This is a genomic window from Haladaptatus sp. ZSTT2, assembly GCF_037081775.1.
GTDB lineage: Archaea > Halobacteriota > Halobacteria > Halobacteriales > Halococcaceae > QDMS2.
In genome coordinates this window covers 1,625,881-1,643,292 of sequence record NZ_JBAMHQ010000001.1, presented here as the reverse complement: position 1 = coordinate 1,643,292, position 17,412 = coordinate 1,625,881, and the positions used below count along the sequence as shown (strand labels likewise).

At 63.0% G+C, this 17,412-nt stretch carries 19 protein-coding genes; 9 read left to right on the top strand and 10 right to left on the bottom strand.

Annotation, left to right across the window (positions count from 1 at the left end):
* The first annotated feature begins 23 nt into the window (after positions 1-23).
* A complete protein-coding gene (locus tag V5N13_RS08950) occupies positions 24-275 on the top strand; it encodes a hypothetical protein (protein ID WP_332897565.1) in 252 nt (83 codons plus the stop codon).
* A gap of 48 nt (positions 276-323) precedes the next feature.
* Positions 324-716: a helix-turn-helix domain-containing protein gene (locus V5N13_RS08945; RefSeq protein ID WP_336360488.1), complete on the top strand. Its 393-nt coding sequence runs from the start codon at positions 324-326 to the stop codon at positions 714-716.
* Between the two features lie 16 nt (positions 717-732).
* Here the strand turns inward: V5N13_RS08945 and V5N13_RS08940 are convergent, their stop codons facing one another.
* A complete protein-coding gene (locus V5N13_RS08940; RefSeq protein ID WP_332897563.1) occupies positions 733-912 on the bottom strand; it encodes a hypothetical protein in 180 nt (59 codons plus the stop codon).
* A gap of 108 nt (positions 913-1,020) precedes the next feature.
* Between V5N13_RS08940 and thrC the strand changes: the two genes are divergently transcribed.
* Together thrC and V5N13_RS08930 are read left to right on the top strand one after the other, a co-directional pair.
* A complete protein-coding gene (gene thrC, locus V5N13_RS08935; protein ID WP_336360487.1) occupies positions 1,021-2,280 on the top strand; it encodes a threonine synthase in 1,260 nt (419 codons plus the stop codon).
* A 105-nt stretch (positions 2,281-2,385) separates the two neighbouring features.
* Positions 2,386-2,664, top strand: coding sequence for a hypothetical protein (locus tag V5N13_RS08930; RefSeq protein ID WP_336360486.1), 279 nt, complete (start codon positions 2,386-2,388; stop codon positions 2,662-2,664).
* 54 nt (positions 2,665-2,718) lie between these two features.
* Here the strand turns inward: V5N13_RS08930 and serA are convergent, their stop codons facing one another.
* The gene (gene serA / locus V5N13_RS08925) at positions 2,719-4,302 is read right to left on the bottom strand and encodes a phosphoglycerate dehydrogenase (protein WP_336360485.1); all 1,584 of its coding nucleotides are present in this window, start codon (positions 4,300-4,302) and stop codon (positions 2,719-2,721) included.
* A gap of 145 nt (positions 4,303-4,447) precedes the next feature.
* Between serA and serB the strand changes: the two genes are divergently transcribed.
* Positions 4,448-5,083 carry a phosphoserine phosphatase SerB gene (serB, locus tag V5N13_RS08920; protein WP_336360484.1) on the top strand — a complete coding sequence of 212 codons (636 nt, stop codon included), beginning with the start codon at positions 4,448-4,450 and terminating at the stop codon, positions 5,081-5,083.
* On the opposite strand, the gene V5N13_RS08915 is transcribed toward serB, so the two are convergent.
* Positions 5,080-6,369 (bottom strand): O-acetylhomoserine aminocarboxypropyltransferase/cysteine synthase family protein, encoded by a 1,290-nt coding sequence (locus tag V5N13_RS08915; protein WP_336360483.1) that lies wholly within the window; start codon positions 6,367-6,369, stop codon positions 5,080-5,082. The genes serB and V5N13_RS08915 overlap by 4 nt on opposite strands.
* A 128-nt stretch (positions 6,370-6,497) precedes the next feature.
* On the opposite strand from V5N13_RS08915, the gene V5N13_RS08910 reads away from it, so the two are divergent.
* Positions 6,498-6,743 (top strand): hypothetical protein, encoded by a 246-nt coding sequence (locus V5N13_RS08910; RefSeq protein ID WP_332897557.1) that lies wholly within the window; start codon positions 6,498-6,500, stop codon positions 6,741-6,743.
* Here the strand turns inward: V5N13_RS08910 and metX are convergent, their stop codons facing one another.
* The 3 genes from metX to V5N13_RS08895 form a co-directional block, all read right to left on the bottom strand.
* Positions 6,744-7,940, bottom strand: coding sequence for a homoserine O-acetyltransferase MetX (metX, locus tag V5N13_RS08905; RefSeq protein WP_336360482.1), 1,197 nt, complete (start codon positions 7,938-7,940; stop codon positions 6,744-6,746).
* Positions 7,937-9,208 carry an O-acetylhomoserine aminocarboxypropyltransferase/cysteine synthase family protein gene (locus V5N13_RS08900; protein ID WP_336360481.1) on the bottom strand — a complete coding sequence of 424 codons (1,272 nt, stop codon included), beginning with the start codon at positions 9,206-9,208 and terminating at the stop codon, positions 7,937-7,939. The genes metX and V5N13_RS08900 overlap by 4 nt, the downstream gene beginning before the upstream one ends.
* A gap of 207 nt (positions 9,209-9,415) precedes the next feature.
* Positions 9,416-10,378, bottom strand: coding sequence for a type IV pilin N-terminal domain-containing protein (locus tag V5N13_RS08895; protein WP_336360480.1), 963 nt, complete (start codon positions 10,376-10,378; stop codon positions 9,416-9,418).
* A 188-nt stretch (positions 10,379-10,566) separates the two neighbouring features.
* Here V5N13_RS08895 and V5N13_RS08890 point away from each other — a divergent pair, with 188 nt between their 5' ends.
* Positions 10,567-11,763, top strand: coding sequence for an MFS transporter (locus V5N13_RS08890; RefSeq protein ID WP_336360479.1), 1,197 nt, complete (start codon positions 10,567-10,569; stop codon positions 11,761-11,763).
* A 1-nt stretch (position 11,764) separates the two neighbouring features.
* Here V5N13_RS08890 and V5N13_RS08885 read toward each other — a convergent pair whose 3' ends face one another.
* Positions 11,765-12,937 (bottom strand): pyridoxal-phosphate-dependent aminotransferase family protein, encoded by a 1,173-nt coding sequence (locus V5N13_RS08885; protein WP_336360478.1) that lies wholly within the window; start codon positions 12,935-12,937, stop codon positions 11,765-11,767.
* Positions 12,938-13,003: 66 nt separating this feature from the next.
* Between V5N13_RS08885 and V5N13_RS08880 the strand changes: the two genes are divergently transcribed.
* Together V5N13_RS08880 and ligA are read left to right on the top strand one after the other, a co-directional pair.
* Positions 13,004-13,183, top strand: coding sequence for a hypothetical protein (locus tag V5N13_RS08880; RefSeq protein WP_336360477.1), 180 nt, complete (start codon positions 13,004-13,006; stop codon positions 13,181-13,183).
* Positions 13,184-13,207: 24 nt separating this feature from the next.
* Entirely contained in the window at positions 13,208-15,271 is a 2,064-nt protein-coding gene (ligA, locus tag V5N13_RS08875; protein ID WP_336360476.1) for an NAD-dependent DNA ligase LigA, read from the top strand.
* Here the strand turns inward: ligA and V5N13_RS08870 are convergent.
* Genes V5N13_RS08870 through V5N13_RS08860 form a run of 3 tightly spaced genes read right to left on the bottom strand, consistent with a single transcriptional unit; the run spans position 15,255 to position 17,409 of the window.
* Positions 15,255-15,635: a dehydratase gene (locus V5N13_RS08870; protein WP_336360475.1), complete on the bottom strand. Its 381-nt coding sequence runs from the start codon at positions 15,633-15,635 to the stop codon at positions 15,255-15,257. The two genes, ligA and V5N13_RS08870, sit on opposite strands and share 17 nt — an antisense overlap.
* A gap of 38 nt (positions 15,636-15,673) precedes the next feature.
* Positions 15,674-16,504 carry an ABC transporter permease subunit gene (locus V5N13_RS08865; protein ID WP_336360474.1) on the bottom strand — a complete coding sequence of 277 codons (831 nt, stop codon included), beginning with the start codon at positions 16,502-16,504 and terminating at the stop codon, positions 15,674-15,676.
* Positions 16,501-17,409 carry an ABC transporter ATP-binding protein gene (locus V5N13_RS08860; RefSeq protein WP_336360473.1) on the bottom strand — a complete coding sequence of 303 codons (909 nt, stop codon included), beginning with the start codon at positions 17,407-17,409 and terminating at the stop codon, positions 16,501-16,503. The genes V5N13_RS08865 and V5N13_RS08860 overlap by 4 nt, the downstream gene beginning before the upstream one ends.
* Between the last annotated feature and the right edge of the window lie 3 nt (positions 17,410-17,412).

Genomic DNA, 17,412 nt, shown 5'->3' with positions numbered 1-17,412 from the left:
ACCCGGTCGCGTCTTTTCTGCCAATGGCGTCACCCCTCGTCGTCGATGCAGGCGAACTGACCGCAGACGAGATTCTCGCGGCAATCCGCGACGGCCAGCGCGTCGTGGTGAAAACCTCGCTGTTCGGCACGCCGAAGCAAATCACCCTCCGGTACGACGGCAACATCTTCTACTGCGACACGCCGACGCGCCTGCACAAACACACGACCGAAGCCGAGATGCGAACCTGCATTCTAAAACACGGCTACACCAGCGACGCGTCAGAATCGCAGTGAGGTGCCGGTAACGCCGGGATTTATTCACGACCCAGACATATCCCAGCCATGGTATCGGCCGAACCAGACCCCCAACGGTTTCGTGATTTGATGGTCGGCGGTGAGCCGGGCTTCGAGGGCGTGATGACGTGCGTATTCGGCATCCAGACCCACGAGAGTCGCACATATCTCATGTTGCTGGAAAACCCCGGCAGCACCGTCGCCGAGCTCGCAGACAAAATGGAGCGCGACCGGAGCAACGTGAACCGCTCGCTCGCCACGCTGCTCGACAAAGGCCTTGCAATGCGCGAACGCCGCCTGCTTGATGGCGGCGGCCACGTCTATCAGTACACCGCAACCGACCTGCCCGAAGCCCGCGAACTCATGCACGAGACGCTCGATGAGTGGGCCGCCTACGTCCACAACCGTATCGACGAGTTCGGTGAGGAGACACAGGCGTAGACGGACCGTCCAACAGTCACTGGGTTGCGCTCAGCTTCAGGAACTGCGGGACTGCGACGGCTTCGAGAACCGCCATTCCGTACGCGACCAACTGAACCGTTCCGTGGAGAAACAAGAACGCGACAAGTGCGATTGCCACCGCGCTGCTGAGACCAATACCGTACCGGAGAGCCGGATTTTCGAGTGGAGAGCTCATGTGAGAATCACATAGTGTCGGTGAATTAACAATTTTCATTCGAGAGAGCCTGCCCGAATCTTACACTAATCGCCTCCTTTTTGCACGCCCAGTGCTTTGGCGCGGACAATGACGAATCTCCAGTTGGAACCGAACTCCGAGGTTCCCGACGTAGCCGACGACGGCGTTTGGCTCGCGTGTATCGAGTGTGGCGAAGCCCTCGCACCGTTCGACGACATCCTCTACACCTGTCCCGAGTGCGACGGCCTACTCGAAGCACGCTACGACTCCTATCCCACCTTCGACGACTTCTCGGGGAGCGGCGTCTGGCGCTACCGGGAGACCATGCCCGTCGAGATGGGCGTCACGCTCCAAGAGGGCAACACGCCACTGTACCCGGTCCCCGAAATCGAGGACGAGGTTGGCGTCGAGTACCTCCGCGTCAAACACGAAGGCATGAACCCGACGGGGAGTTTCAAAGACCGCGGCATGACCGTTGGCGTGCAGGTCGCTCGCGTCCTCGGCGTCGACCGCCTCGCGTGTGCGAGCACGGGGAACACCTCCGCCGCACTCGCCGCCTACGGCACCCGGTCGGGCCTCGAAACGCTCGTCTTGCTTCCGGCAGGCAAAGTCGCCGCCGGAAAGGTCGCCCAAGCCAGCCTCCACGGCGCGCGGATTCTGGAAGTCGACGGCAACTTCGACACCTGCCTCGACATCGTCTCCGACCTCGCAGACCGCGGGGAGGCGTACCTGCTCAACTCGCTGAATCCGTTCCGCCTCGAAGGCCAGAAGACGATTGGCTTAGAAATCCTCGAATCAGTGCGCGACGAAACCGGCGCGTTCCCCGACCGCATCGTCCTCCCCGTCGGCAACGCCGGGAACACCGCAGCGCTCTACAAGGCGTTCCGCGAACTCGTTGCATCTGGCGAGTTGGCCGAAGACGAAGTACCGAAATTAACTGGCGTGCAGGCAGCAGGCGCAGCGCCGATGGTCGAAGCCATCGAGAACGGCGCGGACGAAGTCACGCGCTGGGATGAAGTCGAGACGAAGGCGACGGCCATCCGCATCGGGAACCCGGTGAACGCGCCGAAAGCCCTGCCGGGCATTCGCGCGACGGGCGGGACGGCCATCGCCGTCTCCGACGAGGAGATCACCGACGCCCAGCGGTCGCTCGCCGAAGAAGGCGTGGGCGTCGAACCCGCGAGCGCCGCCTCTGTGGCGGGCCTGCGCAAACTCCGCGCACAGGGCGTCGTCTCGGCCGACGAACGCGTGGTCTGTCTCACGACGGGTCACCTGCTCAAAGACCCGGACGCCGCGGCGGCTGCGGGCCGCGACCCTGAGCCAGTTCCCGGCACGACAGAAGGCGTTCTCGACCACCTACAGGGCTAAATCGAGCACCGGCGCGGGTGTGTGAGACAGACGTGTGCCTCTTGTCTCACACTCGTCTGACTGACATTCATGTGGGTGTGTGTCATACTCTAAATTCCCTGACTCATGTCCCAACGAAGTAGGCTCGACAATCCGCGTGGGGTGGATGGTGACCTCTCTTCCAACCAACGCGCACTGTATCAGACGAGAATCGCCGCACTCAAAGGTCACATCGCAAGCCTCGAAGCAGAACTCAAGGCGGCAGAACAGCGCACCGAGGCAATCGTAGACCAGTACGAACAGATTCTCGAAACACGCACGAGGCACCCAGAAAACAAGAACTCGGACTCCCACGGAACAGACCAGAGCGCGAAAGACCGCGTTCAGTCGTTCCTGACCCGATAACACCACACCGCCCCAAACCCCCGACGGGGTGGGTAAAACAGCGTCTGCGTCTTTTTAGTCGTCGAGCGTAATCGTGCGAATCTCGATGATACGCTCATCGTTCTCGATGGTTGCCTTGTCCTCTGGCGTGAGTTCGTCGTCCAGGTTGTACACCGAGAGTGCTTCCCCGCCGATGGTTTCGCGGGCGTTGAACATCCCCGCGATGTTGATTTCTGCGTTGCCGAGCACCGTCCCGATGAAACCGATGACGCCGGGTGCGTCGTAGTTGCGGGCGACGAGCATCTGGCCGTGCGGGATGGCGTCCACGCGGTAGCCGTCGATACGGACGATGCGCGGGTCGTTGCCCGCAAACAGCGTGCCCGAGACGCTGAGTTCGTCGCCTTCCGTGTTCCCGACGGTGACGGTGATGAGGCTCTGGAAGTCCTCTGCCTGGTGGGACTTCGATTCGACCACGTCGATGCCGCGCTCCTCTGCGATGCGCGGGGCGTTGACGGCGTTGACCTGCCATTCGAGCGGCTCGAACACGCCCTTGAGCGCGCTCGCGGTGACGAGGTCTATGTCTTCTGCGGCGATGTCGCCCGCATAGGTGATTTCGACCTTGCCGATGCGGTCGCCGTAGAGTTGGGCGGCGACCTTGCCTGCGGTGTCTGCGAGTTCGATGTACGGCTTGACGCGTGGGAAGGCGCTCGCGTCCATCGACGGCGCGTTGAGCGCGTTCATGACCGGCTCCTCTGCGAAGGCGGCGATAATCTGGTCTGCGATGCTCGTTGAAACGCTCTCTTGGGCGGCTTCCGTGCTCGCGCCGAGGTGTGGCGTCACGACGACGCTATCGACCGATAGCAGCGGGTTGTCCGGCGAGATTGGCTCGTCTGCGAACACGTCGATGGCCGCGCCTTTGAGGACGCCGTCTTCGCAGGCGGCGGCGAGCGCGGCTTCGTCCACGATGCCCCCGCGGGCGCAGTTGACGACGTAGCCGCCTTCGAGTTGGGCGAGTTCTTCTTCGCCAATCAGGTTCGCCGTCTCGGGCGTGAGCGGCGTGTGGATGGTGAGGAAGTCAGCCTGTGAGAGGCAGTCGTCTAGCTTCACGAGTTCCGCGCCAATCTGGGCGGCGCGCTCTTCTGAGATGTATGGATCGTAGGCGACGAGGTCCATGCCGAGTGCGCCGAGGCGCTTTGCGACCTCTTGGCCGACGCGGCCGAGGCCGAGGATGCCGAGCGTCTTGCCGTTGACTTCGGTGCCGAGGTAGTCGCCTTTGGCCCACTCGCCTGCCTTCAGACGGATGTGGGCTTGGGGGATGTTGCGGGCGGCGGCGAACGCCATGGCGACGGTGTGCTCTGCGGCGGCGCGGACGTTACCCTCCGGCGCGTTTGCGACGATGACGCCGTGGTCGGTGGCGGCGTCGATGTCGATGTTGTCGACGCCAATCCCGGCGCGACCAACGATGATGAGGTTGTCTGCAGCTTCGAACACGTCGGCGGAAACCTCGGTTCCAGACCGGACGATAAGCGCGTGAATATCGGCGACCGCATCGAGGAGTGCATCGCCCTCGACGTCGTACGCCGTCTCTACTTCGTGGCCCGCTTCACGGAGTTGCTGAAGCCCGGCCTCAGCGATAGGATCCGTGACGAGTACGTTCATGTGTCGGGAGAACAGGGCGCGAAGGTTAACGCTTTCTTCATTCGCGGAAAATGCCGCGTTCTCGCCGCGGTAGCACACGCCTTCGGCGACGGGCGATGTCTGCCGAAGACACAATGCTCAAGTCTCGTCACCCGGGCGATTTCGTATGGAACTTGTCGCGTTCGACTTCGACGGCACGCTTTCGGATTCGGAGATGACCGTCCTGCTCGGTGAGCGCTGTGGCGTCGCAGCGGAGATGGCGGACATCACCGAACGGGCGATGAACAACGAACTCAGCTACGCAGAGAGCCTGCGCTCGCGGGCAGACCTGCTCTCCGGACTCGCGGACGAAGAAGCGCAGAAAGCGTTCGACAAGGTGCGCCTGCGACCCGGTGCGGCAGACCTCATCCGCGACCTGCGCGAAGCGGGCGTCCACGTCGCAATCTTGACTGGTGGTTTCGAGCGCGGCGTCGAAGCGGCACTCGCCCGCGAAGGCGTCTCGGTCGATACCATCGTTGCAAACCGGCTGCTCGTCGCAGACGGCGCGCTCACCGGCGAGGTGGAGGGGCCGCTCATCGAGGGTACGAAAGACACGGCGCTCGAAACGCTAACCTCAGACCTCGGCATCGACCTCCGAGACACGGTGGCCGTTGGCGACGGCGCGAACGACCTTCCGATGCTCAAAGTCGCCGGGTTGTCGATTGGCTACCTGCCGAAACCAGCCGTCAGACCGCACTGTCAAATCGTCGTCGCACGGATGGACCGCCTGCAAAAAGTGCTCGCAGAAGACGGCGTCCTCTAGTTCGAGGCCGCTTCGATTGCCTGGTCCAAGTCCGCGAGAATGTCGGCTGGGTCTTCAAGCCCGACCGAGAGGCGGACGAGGTCGGGGCGGACGCCGCTCGATTCTTTCTCTTCTTCGGTGAGCTGTTGGTGCGTCGTACTCGCCGGGTGGATGATGAGCGTCTTCGCGTCGCCCACGTTTGCGAGCAGGCTTGCGAGTTGCGTCGATTCGGTCATCTTCTTGGCCGTGTCGTAGCCACCGTCTATGCCAAAGGTGAGCATGCCGCCGTAGCCACCGTTCAGGTACTTCGTCGCGTTGTCGTGGGTTTCGTGGCTTTCTAAGCCGGGGTAGGTGACCCACGACACATCGGGGTGGTCCTCAAGGAACTCGGCGACGATGAGCGCGTTCTCGCAGTGGCGCTCCATGCGCAGCGGTAAGGTCTCCAGCTTCTGGAGGACGTTCCACGCGTCAAACGGCGACTGCGGGTTGCCGAGGTCACGAAGCCCGCGGGCGAGCGCGGTGACGGTGAACGCCGCCTCGCCGAATCGCTCGCGGAAGTTTACGCCGTGATACGCCGGGTTGTCCTCGGTGATTTCGGGGTAGTCGCCGTCTTCCCACGGGAAGTTTCCGGAGTCGATGAGCGCGCCGCCAATCGTCGTGCCCGCGCCGGTAATCCACTTCGTGGTCGAATGCCAGATGAGGTCTGCGCCGTGCTCGAACGGGTTGCACAGATACGGCGTCGCGAACGTGTTGTCCACGAGCAGGGGCACGTCGTTGTCGTGCGCGATGTCGGCAAGCCGCTCGAAGTCAGGCGTCACGAGCGCGGGATTGCCAATCGTCTCGACGTGGACGTAGGCGGTGTCCTCGTCGATGGCCTCTGCGTAGCCCTCGTAGTCGAGCGGGTCGACGAACGTCGTGGTGACGCCTCGTCGCGGTGCTGAGTGGCTGAGATACGTGTGCGTGCCGCCGTAGATGGCCGACGACGAGACGACGTTTTTACCCTGTTCTGTGAGGACGAAGTTCGCGAGGTCGAACGCGGCCATCCCCGAGGACGTGGCGAGCGCGCCGACGCCGCCTTCGAGCGAGGCGAGGCGCTCTTGGAGCATCGAGACGGTCGGGTTCATCAGCCGCGAGTAGATGTTGCCCTCCTCTTCTAAGGCGAAGAGGCGGGCGGCGTGGTCTGCGTCGTCGAACACGTAGGAGGTCGTCTGGTGAATCGGTGGTGCGCGTGCGCCGGTCGCCGGGTCCGGTTCCTGGCCTGCGTGCAGGCTCCGGGTGGCGAAACGTGGAGTATGCTCGTCTGACATTGTTCGTGCCGGTATTATTTCCACAAGTAATATAAAAGTACGCACTATGCTTTGCAATAATTGCCCGAGACTATGACACGTGACGGAAGTACGAACGTTTAGGAGTCGTCCGGCGAATGAGAATGGATATGCTTCGGGCGATTTCGCGGCGGCTTGTGGGCGTGGTGAGTGACTACCCACTCAAAACGGCGGGACTCATCGCGGTGCTCGCGGGCGGGCGCGTCGCCTATCGGTCGCTCTCTATGGCAGTTGCGGAGACAGAATCAGCCGCGATGGGGCTGACGCCAAGTCACGTCATCGAGTTCGCAAGCGCACAACCGGCCTACGCGCTCGCCGTGGTCGTTGGCCTCGCGCTCATCGCCCGCGCCGAGTAATCACTTCCCGAACAGGCTTGTGTGCACCGGGGCGAACTGTCGGTCTGACTTGCTTGAGATCGTGTCGGTCACGGCCTTGCCGGAGACGCCAGCTTCGAGGAAATCTGCGAGCGGCGGGCCGACTTTTTCTGGCTCCACGAGGAACGCGTCGTGGCCGTGGTCTGAGGTGATCTTGTGGTGGGCCGTCGGCGTCTCTCCCTGTCGGAAGGCAACGGCGAGCGTCTCTGCTTGTTCGGTCGTGAAGTGCCAGTCGCCCGTAAACGAGAGGACGAGCGCCTCGCCGGTGAACGCCGCGAGTGCGTCGGCGTCGGACTCGAATCCCGCAGACAGGTCGTAGTTGTCCATCGCCCGCGTCAGGTAGAGGTAGCTGTTGGCGTCGAAGCGCTCGACGAACTTTTCTGCCTGATAGTCGAGGTAGGACTCCACGTCGCGATACGGGAAGAAACCGGCCGCCGGGTCGACCGGAAAGGCGTCGCGGGCGGCGTCTCTGCCCGCAGACCGACGGCCGAACTTCCGGTCCATCGAGTCCTTCGAGAGGTACATCGTGTGGCCGATTTGGCGGGCGAGCGCGAGGCCGTACTTCGGCGGGTCGCCCCCGTAATATTCGCCGCCGTTCCAGTTCGCGTCCGTCGTGATGGCCCGCCGCGCAATCGCATCGAGCGCGAGACACTGCGGGTCGAGGCGGGCGGCGGTCGCTACCGCGACGATGCGGTCGACGTGGTCCGGGTGCTGTTTCGCCCAGTCGAGGGCGTTCATGCCGCCAACGCTCCCGCCGACGACGGCGTGGAGGTTTGGCACCCCGAGGTGGTCGAGCAGTTCGCGCTGGGCGCGGGTCCAGTCACCGACGGTCACCGGCGGGAAGTCGGTTCCCCACGGCTCACCGTCCGGCCCCTCGCTCGACGGCCCGCTCGACCCGTAGCACGACCCCGGCACGTTCGCGCAGACGACGAAGTACTCGGTCGTGTCGATGGCTTTGCCCGGCCCGACAATGTCGTCCCACCACGCCGTCGCCTGCCCGCCGTGGCTGGCCCGCCTGAGTCCGGAGACGTGCGCACTGCCCGTGAGCGCGTGACAGACGAGCACTGCGTTGTCACCCGTAAAGTCGCCGTAGGTTTCGTAGGCAATCTCCAGATTCGGGATGGACTCGCCACACTCGAACTCGAATTCTCCCAATTGCGCGACGCCGTCGTCGCTCATGGCAGGGCCTCCGCGAGGTCTGTGATGATGTCATCGACATCCTCGATACCCACCGAAAACCGCACGAGATCGGGGCTGACGCCGCTTTCGAGCTGTTCTTGCTCGGTGAGTTGGGCGTGGGTCGTCGAGGCCGGATGGATGATGAGCGTCTTCGAGTCACCGACGTTCGCAAGGAAGCTCGCCAGTTTCGTCTCCTCACACAGCCGCTTTGCGGCGTCGTAGCCGCCCTTCGGCCCGAACGCAATCATGCCACCGTAGCCGCCGTCTAAGTATTTGGAGGCGTTGTCGTGCGTTTCGTGGCTGTCGAGGCCGGGGTAGGCGACCCAGTCGATGGCTGGATGGGCGTCTAAGAACTCGGCAACTGCCTGTGCGTTCTCGCAGTGGCGCTCCATCCGAAGCGGGAGCGTCTCGATACCTTGCAGGGTAAGCCACGCGTTGAACGGCGATTGGCCGCTTCCGGTCGTCCGCACGGCGCGGTGGCGGGCGGCTTCGACGAGCGCACGGTCGCCAAACCGTTCGGTGAAGTTCGTCCCGTGGAAGGCGGGGTTCGGTTGGCCGACTTCGGGGTAGTCGCGCCAGTCGAAGTCGCCGCCTGCGATGAGCGTGCCACCGACGGTGGTTCCAGAGCCGTGGAGCCATTTGGTGGTCGAGTGCCAGATGAGGTCTGCGCCGTGCTCGAAGGGATTGCACAGATACGGCGTCGCGAACGTGTTGTCCACGAACAGCGGCGCGCCGTTTGCGTGGGCAATCTCCGCGATGCGTTCGAGGTCGGGCGTCACGAGTGCCGGATTCGAGATGCTCTCGACGTGGACGTAGGCGGTGTCCTCATCGATAGCCTCTCCGTAGGCGTCGTAGTCGAGCGTCGGGACGAAGCGTGGCTCAATCCCGCGGTTTCCGGCGGTATTGGAAAAGTACGAGTGGGTGCCGCCGTAGATGGAGGCCGCAGAGACGATGTTGTCGCCGGGTCGGGCGAGCGTGGTGGTTGCGGCGTCCAAGGCGGCCATGCCCGCGGAGGTGGCGAGCGCCGCGCTCCCGCCTTCGAGCGCGGTGAGTCTGGCTTCGAGCATGGCGGTCGTCGGGTTTGAAAAGCGTGAGTAGATGTTCCCCTCTTCTTCGAGGGCGAACCGGGACGCAGCCGTCGCGGCGTCCTCGAACACGTACGAGGTCGTTTGGTAGATAGGTGGGGCGCGCGCCCCTGTCGCGGGGTCTGGTTCCTGTCCCGCGTGGAGACAGCGCGTAGAGAAACCCGGCCACTCGGAGTGAGTCATGTGTGAGACTCATATTCCCGGAGCTTTCTATAACTGTGAGTATAGGCAAAACCTGCACTCGCCCGCTAAAAAGTCGCGCAAATCGCCTTACGCAGCGCAGATGATGGTGCAGTGTGAGCGCACGTCACTGATTTGGGAGTTCTCGACTACGTTCTCGGTCTCGGTGGTCTCTTCGAGCCGCGACATGCTCACGACTACGACCGCGTCCTAGAAATCAGCCAACTCGCTGTCGAGGTCTTTGGTCCCGAGTTCGAAGAGGAAAATCGCCTGGTTTTCTTTGAGGCTTATCTTCCCGTCAACGATGTACTCACTGACGTATTCCTCTGCATTGGACTGGTCATTGAACCCTTCGATGTCTGGCACTTCATCGCCGTCGCGCAACACGAGCACCCGTTCGGTCTCTTTGGTAGACCGGACAGTGTACCATCCGCTTGCTTTGACGGAGATCTCTTCACCCGCGGTGCGCCCGACGAACTCCGTGGTTCGTGGGTTCTCGCCGTCGTTCACGTCGCCGGCCCACGGAACGAGAGTGTCGTCACCGACGGTGAATTCGATATTCACAGGGATGTTAGAACCGTCGTGTTTCGTCAGAGCCGTCCCGAGGAGCGTGACCTCAGCATCGTAGTCAGCACCGGGCACGACCGCACCATCGACGATGTTGAAGTCGTCTTTCGTGATGGGCACGATTTGGTCTTCGCGGTCAACCGGAACCGTCCGCTTTGCGATGATAGACGAGCGCTTTTCGTCTTGTTTGTGCACCACGTACACGTCGAGGTACTCACCACCGCTTGCACAGACTTCCTCGCCCGAGAGCGAGACAGACAACACTTCACCGCCCGTCCAGAACCCGTCTGCCACGTCACCGGTTTTCGGGATGGGGTGGCGCGTCGTGTGCAAGCCGTCTCGCACGAGAATCTCTAAGTCCTCGACGTTCGCCTGTTGGCCACCCTCGTGGTAAAACAGCAAGTCGGCGTAGGTCTGGTCGCCGACCTGTGACGCACGAGCCGCGTCAGTCATTATTATCACTGGTGCTGGACCGCCCGCTGCGTCGGTCATGCCATACATCATTCCCGTCGTAAGCGCAGCCGAGAGAATGGTCACCGCAACCATCGTAATCACCCCCACCAGTGGCGACATCCCCCGGTCTGACCTGCGAATATCAAATCGCATGTCTCTGTCCCCTGTCCCCACATTCGCGTGAGAATAATATCGTTAAACGGGAAATGTCAGAATTAGAGATTTACTAACTACCGAGACAGACCTGACAGGAAGAACGTTCACGTCGAGCGTTTTCTCACTGAAACGGTCGTCCCACTGCGAACACAGAGATTTAGCCCGTTCAGGTTCTTCCTACCCACATGGTCGGGACAGACCGGATACGCCTCGCACTCGTCGTGTTCGTCGTGTTGTTCGCGCAGGTGCTCCTCTACCCCGGCGTCCCGGACTTACTCGCGGCCCTCGGCGCGACCACGAGCCTCGACGCAGGCATGTGGTTTCTCACGGCCGAATTTCTGGGATTCGTCCTCTTTGCGGGCGTCTGGGGGAGTTTGAGCGATTCGACGGGACGGCGAGCGCCCTACATCGCCCTCGGCGCACTCGGTGGGGCGGTTGGCTACTCTCTGCTCGCCGTCCTCCCCGTGGTCGGCATCACCGCCTTCGGAGCCGTGCTCGTTCTTCGATTCGTCCAAGGCGCGGTCACCATCGCCGCCTTCTCGCTCGCCATGACCATGCTGATGGATTTGGACGGCGGCCACGGCAAGAACATGGGCGCGGCGGGCATCGCCATCGGCCTCGGCACTGCTCTCGGCGCACCGCTCGGCGGCAGACTCACCACGATAGACCCACTCGCACCACTCTACCTCGCAAGCGGCCTGCTCGCACTCGGGGCCGTACTCACGATATTCGTCACCGACCGCGCCCCGAAGAATCACGACGGTGTCGCAGCCACCCTTTCGGGCCTCAAGAAGACGCCCGTCCTCCTCCTGCCCTACGCCTTTGGCTTCATCGACCGACTCACGGCGGGCTTTTTCGCCCTCGTCGGGACGTTCTATTTCCGCACCGCGTTCGGCTTAGACGCCGCCCAAACCGGCCTCGTGCTCGCGCTGTTTTTCGTCCCGTTTGCCCTGCTTCAGTACCCCTTTGGCGTACTCTCAGACCGAATCGGGAGAGTCGGGCCGGTCGTCGTCGGTTCGGGCCTGTATGGGGTGGCCGTCATCGCCGTTGGCCTCGCCTCCAGCCTGAACGCCGCCCGCGTCGGCATGGTCGTCGTCGGCGTCCTTGGCGCGCTCATGGCCCCGGCGACGATGGCGCTCGTAAACGACCTCTCGCGGGACACCGAACGCGGCGTCGCCATGGGCGGGTTCAACATCTTCGGCTCGATCGGGTTTCTCACGGGCATCGTCGTCGGCGGCGCGGTGGCCGATGCCTACGGCTTCCTCGCCGCGTTCCTCGTCGCAGGCGGGCTGGAAATCGCCATCGCGCTGCTCACGATTCCCGTGTTCGTCCGCCTAAAACTCGAAAAACAGTCGCTGTTCGGCGCGGAAGCCGGACGCTGAGTTAGTCGTCCAGTTCAGCGCGGGCGGCCGAAAGGGCGGCCTCGGTGTCCGCATCGACGCCGACGTCGGTCATGGCCTCGCCAATCGTCCGTATCCCGCGCAGAATCTGGTCGTCATCGAGGTTGCCCATGTTCGAGACGCGGAAGATGTGTCCGCCGAGGTGGGCCTGTCCGCCGCTGATGGAGACGTTTCGCTCTTTGACCGCGTCGAAAAAGTCGCTCGGTGCTTCTTTGACCGATTCGGGCAACGCGACCGACGTGAGCGTGTTCGAGTAGGCCGAATCCTCGTTGAGCGAGGCGAAAAGTGAGAGGCCCATCGCCTCGAAGCCAGCGCGGAACGCCGCGGACTGGCGGCGGTGGCGGGCAATGCGCGTCGGCATCGTCTCGTCTTCAATTTGCTCGACGGCGACCGCGAGCGACCGAAACAGCGGGACGGCGCTCGTAAACGGCGTCTGGTGGGACTCGGCTTTGCGAAGATGCCAGTCTAAGTCCTCGTAGAACGGCGCGCCCTCGCCGTCGATGTGCTCAACGGCGCGGTCTGCGACGTACATCGCGCTCACGCCCGGCGGCGCGGCGAGCGCCTTCTGGGAGTCGGTGATGGCGATGTCAACGTTCCAGTCGTCGATTTTGAACACATCGCCGCCGATGCTGGTGACGCCGTCTACGACGAAGCGGGCGTCCGCGGCGGCAGCGAGTTCACCGACCTGTTCGACCGGGTTCAACACGCCCGTCGAGGTCTCGTTGTGTACTATCGTGACCACGTCCGTGTCGTCGGTGATGACCTCGGCAACCTCGGCAAGGTCGAACGATTCACCCCACTCGATTTCGACGGCCGAAACCTGTGCGTGGCGGTCTGCGATGCGTTTGAACCGGCGGCCGAACTTGCCGTTTACGAGCGCGACGACCTCGCTGTCGTCGTCCGTGAGGTTCGCCACGGCGGCCTCCATGCCCATCGTGGCCGTGCCGTTCAAGATGAGGCTGGTTCCTCCTGCGGACGTAGAAGACCCGTCGAGTGTCGAACACTCGAAGATGTAAGAAAGGCCGTCCTGCGCGCGAGCGTAGGTGGCTTCGAATTCGGCCGAGCGGTGTGAGATCATCGACCCGTCCATGGCTCTGCGTACCGCATCGGTGATCGGGACTGGTCCTGGGTTCAACAGGAGGAACTCCTCCGACATACCTCTCACTTTGAGGCCCAACAGATAACGCCTGTGGGTCTGACCAAGTGTCGCCAGTGTCAGGCCATGTTCACACACAAAGCCCCCACATGCTTCGGCAACCCGCTCATCGTACGGTTCTATTTCGAGGAGAACGCGGGCGTCATCGTCTCGGTTGACCCCGACGCCGACCTCGACCTCCTCGCCTTTGCAAAGCGGTGTGCCGCCGAACTCGAAACCATCGAGACCCTCTCCCCGAGATTTTAACACCGGGCGACCAATCACGGAGTAATGACTGACGGCGACGACAATCCCTATCTCTCAGACCCCGTAGCCGAGTTTCGCCCGCTCGCAGAGTTGAGCGACGACGAGGCGCGCGAAGAGGTCGAACTGCTCCGCGAAGCCATCCGCTATCACGACCGACGCTACTACGTCGAGAACCAGCCAGTCATCGCAGACCGAACCTACGACGCCCTGTTCAGCCGCCTCCAGGACGTCGAAGATGCCTTCGACCTCTGGGCGGAAGACAGTCCGACACGCCGAGTCGGTGAGGAACCGTTAGACGAACTCGAAACCGTCGAGCACGTCGCCGCGATGAAGTCAATCGACTCCTCGGGCGAAGAAGCCGACATGCGCGCGTTCGACCAGCGAGTCCGCGATGCGGTGGGCGCAGTCGAGTATTTCTGTGAACCGAAATTCGACGGCCTCTCCGTCGAAGTCGTCTACGAAGACGGGCGCTACGAACGGGCCGCAACCCGCGGCGATGGCGTCACCGGCGAGGACGTGACCGCAAACGTCCGGACGATTCGCTCCGTCCCCCAGCGTCTGCACGGCGATTTTCCGGATCGGCTCGTCGTGCGCGGCGAGGTGTACATGCCGCGCGACGCGTTTCAGGCGCACAACCGCGAGCGCATCGAGGCGGGCGACGACCCGTTTGCGAACCCGCGAAACGCGGCGGCGGGAACGCTGCGACAGCTCGACCCGAAGATTACCGCACAGCGCCCGCTCGACTGCTTTTTCTTCGACGTGCTCGATTCGACCCGGACGTTCGAGACTCACGCAGCCCAACACGACCGGCTCCCCGAGTGGGGCCTCAAAGCCTCTGCTCGCTCGCGGTTGGTTCCTGGTATTGAAGAGGCAATCGGCTACCGAAACGAGATACAGGACGCCCGCGACGAGTTGAACTACGAAATCGACGGCACGGTCATCAAGGTCAACGACCGGGCGGCGTGTGACGAGTTGGGCGAGACGGCTCGCGCCCCGCGCTGGGCGTTCGCCTACAAGTTCCCCGCCCGCACCGAGCAGACGCGCATCGCGGACATCGTGGTGCAGGTCGGGCGCACCGGCCGCCTGACGCCGGTTGCCCTGCTCGACCCCGTCGACGTGTCGGGCGTCACCGTCTCCAGAGCGACCTTGCATAACCCCGGCGAAATCGAGGCGATGAACGTGAACATCGGCGACGAAATCCGCATTGAGCGGGCGGGCGACGTGATTCCGTACGTCGCAGAAGTCGTCGAGAAACACTCTGCGGGGCACTTCGCGTACCCCGACACCTGCCCAGTCTGTGACAGTCCAGTCGAACGCGACGGCCCGCTCGCCTTCTGTACCGGCGGCTTCGCCTGTCGCGCCCAACTCGAACGCGCCGTGAGCCACTACGCCAGCCGTGGGGCGCTCGACATCGAAGGCCTCGGCCAAGAGAAGGTCGTCCAACTCATCGAAGAAGGGCTCATCGAGACGATAGCCGACCTCTACACGCTCTCGCGCGACGACCTCGTAGAACTTGAGGGGTGGGGCGAAAAGAGCGCCGACAACCTGCTCTCTGAGTTAGAAGCGGCGAAACACCCTTCGCTTGCCGCTTTCCTCGTCGGCCTCGGGATTCCGTCGGTGGGACCGACCACCGCGCGGTCGCTCGCCGGCGAATTCGGCACGCTCGACGCGATAATGGACGCGAGCGAAGCGGAATTACAGGAAGTAGATGACGTGGGCGAAACAGTTGCCGCGGACATTCACACCTTTTTCGAGAGCGAGGAAAACCGGCGCGTGATTGCCCAGCTACGCGAGCGCGGCGTCGAACCCGAGTCCGTCGAATGGGCGGGTGGCGACGAACTCGCTGGCCTCACCTTCGTGTTCACCGGCAGCCTGTCAGAGATGACACGCAGCGAGGCCCAAGCACTCGTCCAGCAACACGGCGCGAACGCGACGGGGAGCGTCTCGGGGAACACCGACTACCTCGTGGCCGGAGAGAATCCGGGGGCGAGCAAGACGAGCGATGCGGAGGCGAAAGAGGTTCCGATTCTCGACGAAGACGCCTTCTGGGAACTGCTCGCAGGCGAGGGAGTTACTCCTTCCAAATAAGCCCCGAAACGTCTCCCGAAAGGACGGTCACATCCTCGTCGTTGGTGCAGCCGAAGGTGGCGTCTATGTTGTAGCGGTCGTCGGCCTCGTTTATCGTATCGAGCGTCATCTCACAGGTGATTCGCTCGCCCGTATAGACCGGTCTGCGGAAGCGAAACGTCATCGTGTGGGCGAAAAAGTGGATGTCGCTACCGAGTTTCGTCGGCAAGGTGGCGGTGAGCAGTCCCTGTGCCATGAGCCTGCCCTCCTCGTCGGGTTCGGTGTGGCGGGGTTGGTCGTCGCCGGATAACTCGCCAAACTGGCGGACGTCCTCGTGGGTGAAGGTGCGTTCGTAGGTGTGCGTGTCGCCTTCAGCAAGGTGCATTGGTGGGGACACGCCGGGCGAAACAAAAGGTGTGTGGCTTAGAGGTCTGCGCGCTCGAAGCGGAGGTAGCCAAGGGCAAGCGGAATTACCGCCCACGCGAGGAGGATGAGCAGGCCGAACCAGCCTTCGGCAAAGAGGGACGTGACTTGTCCGGGCATCGAGACTCCGGCGTCGGCCGGGAGCACGAGCTTGATGGCGTTGCCAAACGCGGCGCTCGGGCTGACGTTCGTGAGGAACTGGTACCAGCTCGGCGGTGGCCCTTGGAAGCCGAAGCTCCCGGTGATGGCGTAGTTGAGGAGCGTTGGGATGAGCCCCCAGAGGAACTCGAACAGGAGGAAAAAGCCGATGACTGCGGCGGTTGCCTTCGAGGAGGAACTGGTCGAAGCGGAGATGCCAACTCCGACGCTCACGAACACGGCTCCGAACAGGAGCGTGAGGGCGGTGAACCCGAGGAACGTCGCTGGTGAGAACGAACTGTAGAGGGTAATCGCGATGACGGCGGCGAGGGCGAAGCCGGCGAGAATCGCCGTGGCGAGCACGCCAGAGCGACCGACCACCTTGCCGAGCACGACGTCGCGGCGGGTGTGGGGCAGTGCGAGCAGGAACTTGAGACTCCCGCTCTCTCGCTCACCGACGATTGCTTTGTAGCCGACGATGAGACCGGTGAGTGGGACGAGCGTCCCAACCGGCCCGAGCAAGAACACGATGAATCCGACCGCAGAGATGGCTTCATTTGCGCCGCTGAAGAATTCAGCAAAGATGTAGGCCGCACCGCCCGCGAACAGGACGAACAGCGTGGCAAGTGCGAGCAGCACTTTCGAGCGGATGGCGTCCGCGAAGTCCTTTTTGGCGACGGTGACGACGCTCATGCGGACACCTCCGTGTACGAGGCGAACAGGTCTTCGAGTGAGGCTTCTTTGGTCGAGAAGTCTTGGACGGTCGCGCCGTTGTCCTCGAGCGTGGTGAGGACGCGCGTTTTGCTCCCGTCTTCACACGAAACGGTGAGCGTGTCCTCGTCGTGGGTCACGTCGATGACTCCAGAGAGGTCGCGCACGGCGGCGAGTGCTTCGTCCGGGAGCGCACCGACCGTGATGACGAGGGTGGTTCCGGCGTCGGTCTCGTCGCGCAGGGCGTCGAGGGTGTCCTCTGCGACGAGTTCACCCTGTCTGAGAATCCCCACGCGGTCGCAGATGGCTTCGACCTGCTCTAAGATGTGACTGGAGAAGAACACGGTCGCGCCGCGGTCGCGCTCTTCGGTGATGATGCGGCGCATCTCGCGTGCGCCGTTCGGGTCGAGACCAGTGGAGGGTTCGTCTAAGATGAGGAGGTCTGGACTGCCCGCGATAGCCATGGCGAGGGCGAGACGCTGGCGCATCCCTTTCGAGTAGCCGCCTGCTTTGCGGTCGCCGTCGCCTGCAAGCCCGACGCGCTTTAACAGCGCGTCCGGATCGTCGGTTGCGTTTTTCGACTCGATGGCGAACTCGACGTGCTTGCGCCCGGTGAGGCGGTTGTACACGGAGAAGCCTTCGGGGAGGACGCCCGTGTTCTGGCGGACGGCGAGGCTCTCTTGTTGGGCGTCGTGGCCGAGCACGGTGACCGTGCCGGCCGTTGGGCGGATGAAGTCTAAGAGGAGGTTGATGGTCGTCGATTTCCCCGCCCCGTTCGGGCCGAGAAAGCCATAAATTTCGCCTTGCTCGACACGTAGCGAGAGTTGTTTCAGGGCGACCGTGTCACCGAATCGCTTGGTGACATCGGCCAGTTCAATGGCGGCCATAGT

What these genes read in the sequence shown, in the direction of transcription:
- V5N13_RS08950 (WP_332897565.1), top strand. Translation starts at nt 24, where the DNA reads ATGGCGTCACCCCTCGTCGTCGATGCAGGCGAACTGACCGCAGACGAG.
- V5N13_RS08945 (WP_336360488.1), top strand. Translation starts at nt 324, where the DNA reads ATGGTATCGGCCGAACCAGACCCCCAACGGTTTCGTGATTTGATGGTC.
- V5N13_RS08940 (WP_332897563.1), bottom strand. Translation starts at nt 912, where the DNA reads ATGAGCTCTCCACTCGAAAATCCGGCTCTCCGGTACGGTATTGGTCTC.
- thrC (WP_336360487.1), top strand. Translation starts at nt 1,021, where the DNA reads ATGACGAATCTCCAGTTGGAACCGAACTCCGAGGTTCCCGACGTAGCC.
- V5N13_RS08930 (WP_336360486.1), top strand. Translation starts at nt 2,386, where the DNA reads ATGTCCCAACGAAGTAGGCTCGACAATCCGCGTGGGGTGGATGGTGAC.
- serA (WP_336360485.1), bottom strand. Translation starts at nt 4,302, where the DNA reads ATGAACGTACTCGTCACGGATCCTATCGCTGAGGCCGGGCTTCAGCAA.
- serB (WP_336360484.1), top strand. Translation starts at nt 4,448, where the DNA reads ATGGAACTTGTCGCGTTCGACTTCGACGGCACGCTTTCGGATTCGGAG.
- V5N13_RS08915 (WP_336360483.1), bottom strand. Translation starts at nt 6,369, where the DNA reads ATGTCAGACGAGCATACTCCACGTTTCGCCACCCGGAGCCTGCACGCA.
- V5N13_RS08910 (WP_332897557.1), top strand. Translation starts at nt 6,498, where the DNA reads ATGCTTCGGGCGATTTCGCGGCGGCTTGTGGGCGTGGTGAGTGACTAC.
- metX (WP_336360482.1), bottom strand. Translation starts at nt 7,940, where the DNA reads ATGAGCGACGACGGCGTCGCGCAATTGGGAGAATTCGAGTTCGAGTGT.
- V5N13_RS08900 (WP_336360481.1), bottom strand. Translation starts at nt 9,208, where the DNA reads ATGACTCACTCCGAGTGGCCGGGTTTCTCTACGCGCTGTCTCCACGCG.
- V5N13_RS08895 (WP_336360480.1), bottom strand. Translation starts at nt 10,378, where the DNA reads ATGCGATTTGATATTCGCAGGTCAGACCGGGGGATGTCGCCACTGGTG.
- V5N13_RS08890 (WP_336360479.1), top strand. Translation starts at nt 10,567, where the DNA reads ATGGTCGGGACAGACCGGATACGCCTCGCACTCGTCGTGTTCGTCGTG.
- V5N13_RS08885 (WP_336360478.1), bottom strand. Translation starts at nt 12,937, where the DNA reads ATGTCGGAGGAGTTCCTCCTGTTGAACCCAGGACCAGTCCCGATCACC.
- V5N13_RS08880 (WP_336360477.1), top strand. Translation starts at nt 13,004, where the DNA reads ATGTTCACACACAAAGCCCCCACATGCTTCGGCAACCCGCTCATCGTA.
- ligA (WP_336360476.1), top strand. Translation starts at nt 13,208, where the DNA reads ATGACTGACGGCGACGACAATCCCTATCTCTCAGACCCCGTAGCCGAG.
- V5N13_RS08870 (WP_336360475.1), bottom strand. Translation starts at nt 15,635, where the DNA reads ATGCACCTTGCTGAAGGCGACACGCACACCTACGAACGCACCTTCACC.
- V5N13_RS08865 (WP_336360474.1), bottom strand. Translation starts at nt 16,504, where the DNA reads ATGAGCGTCGTCACCGTCGCCAAAAAGGACTTCGCGGACGCCATCCGC.
- V5N13_RS08860 (WP_336360473.1), bottom strand. Translation starts at nt 17,409, where the DNA reads ATGGCCGCCATTGAACTGGCCGATGTCACCAAGCGATTCGGTGACACG.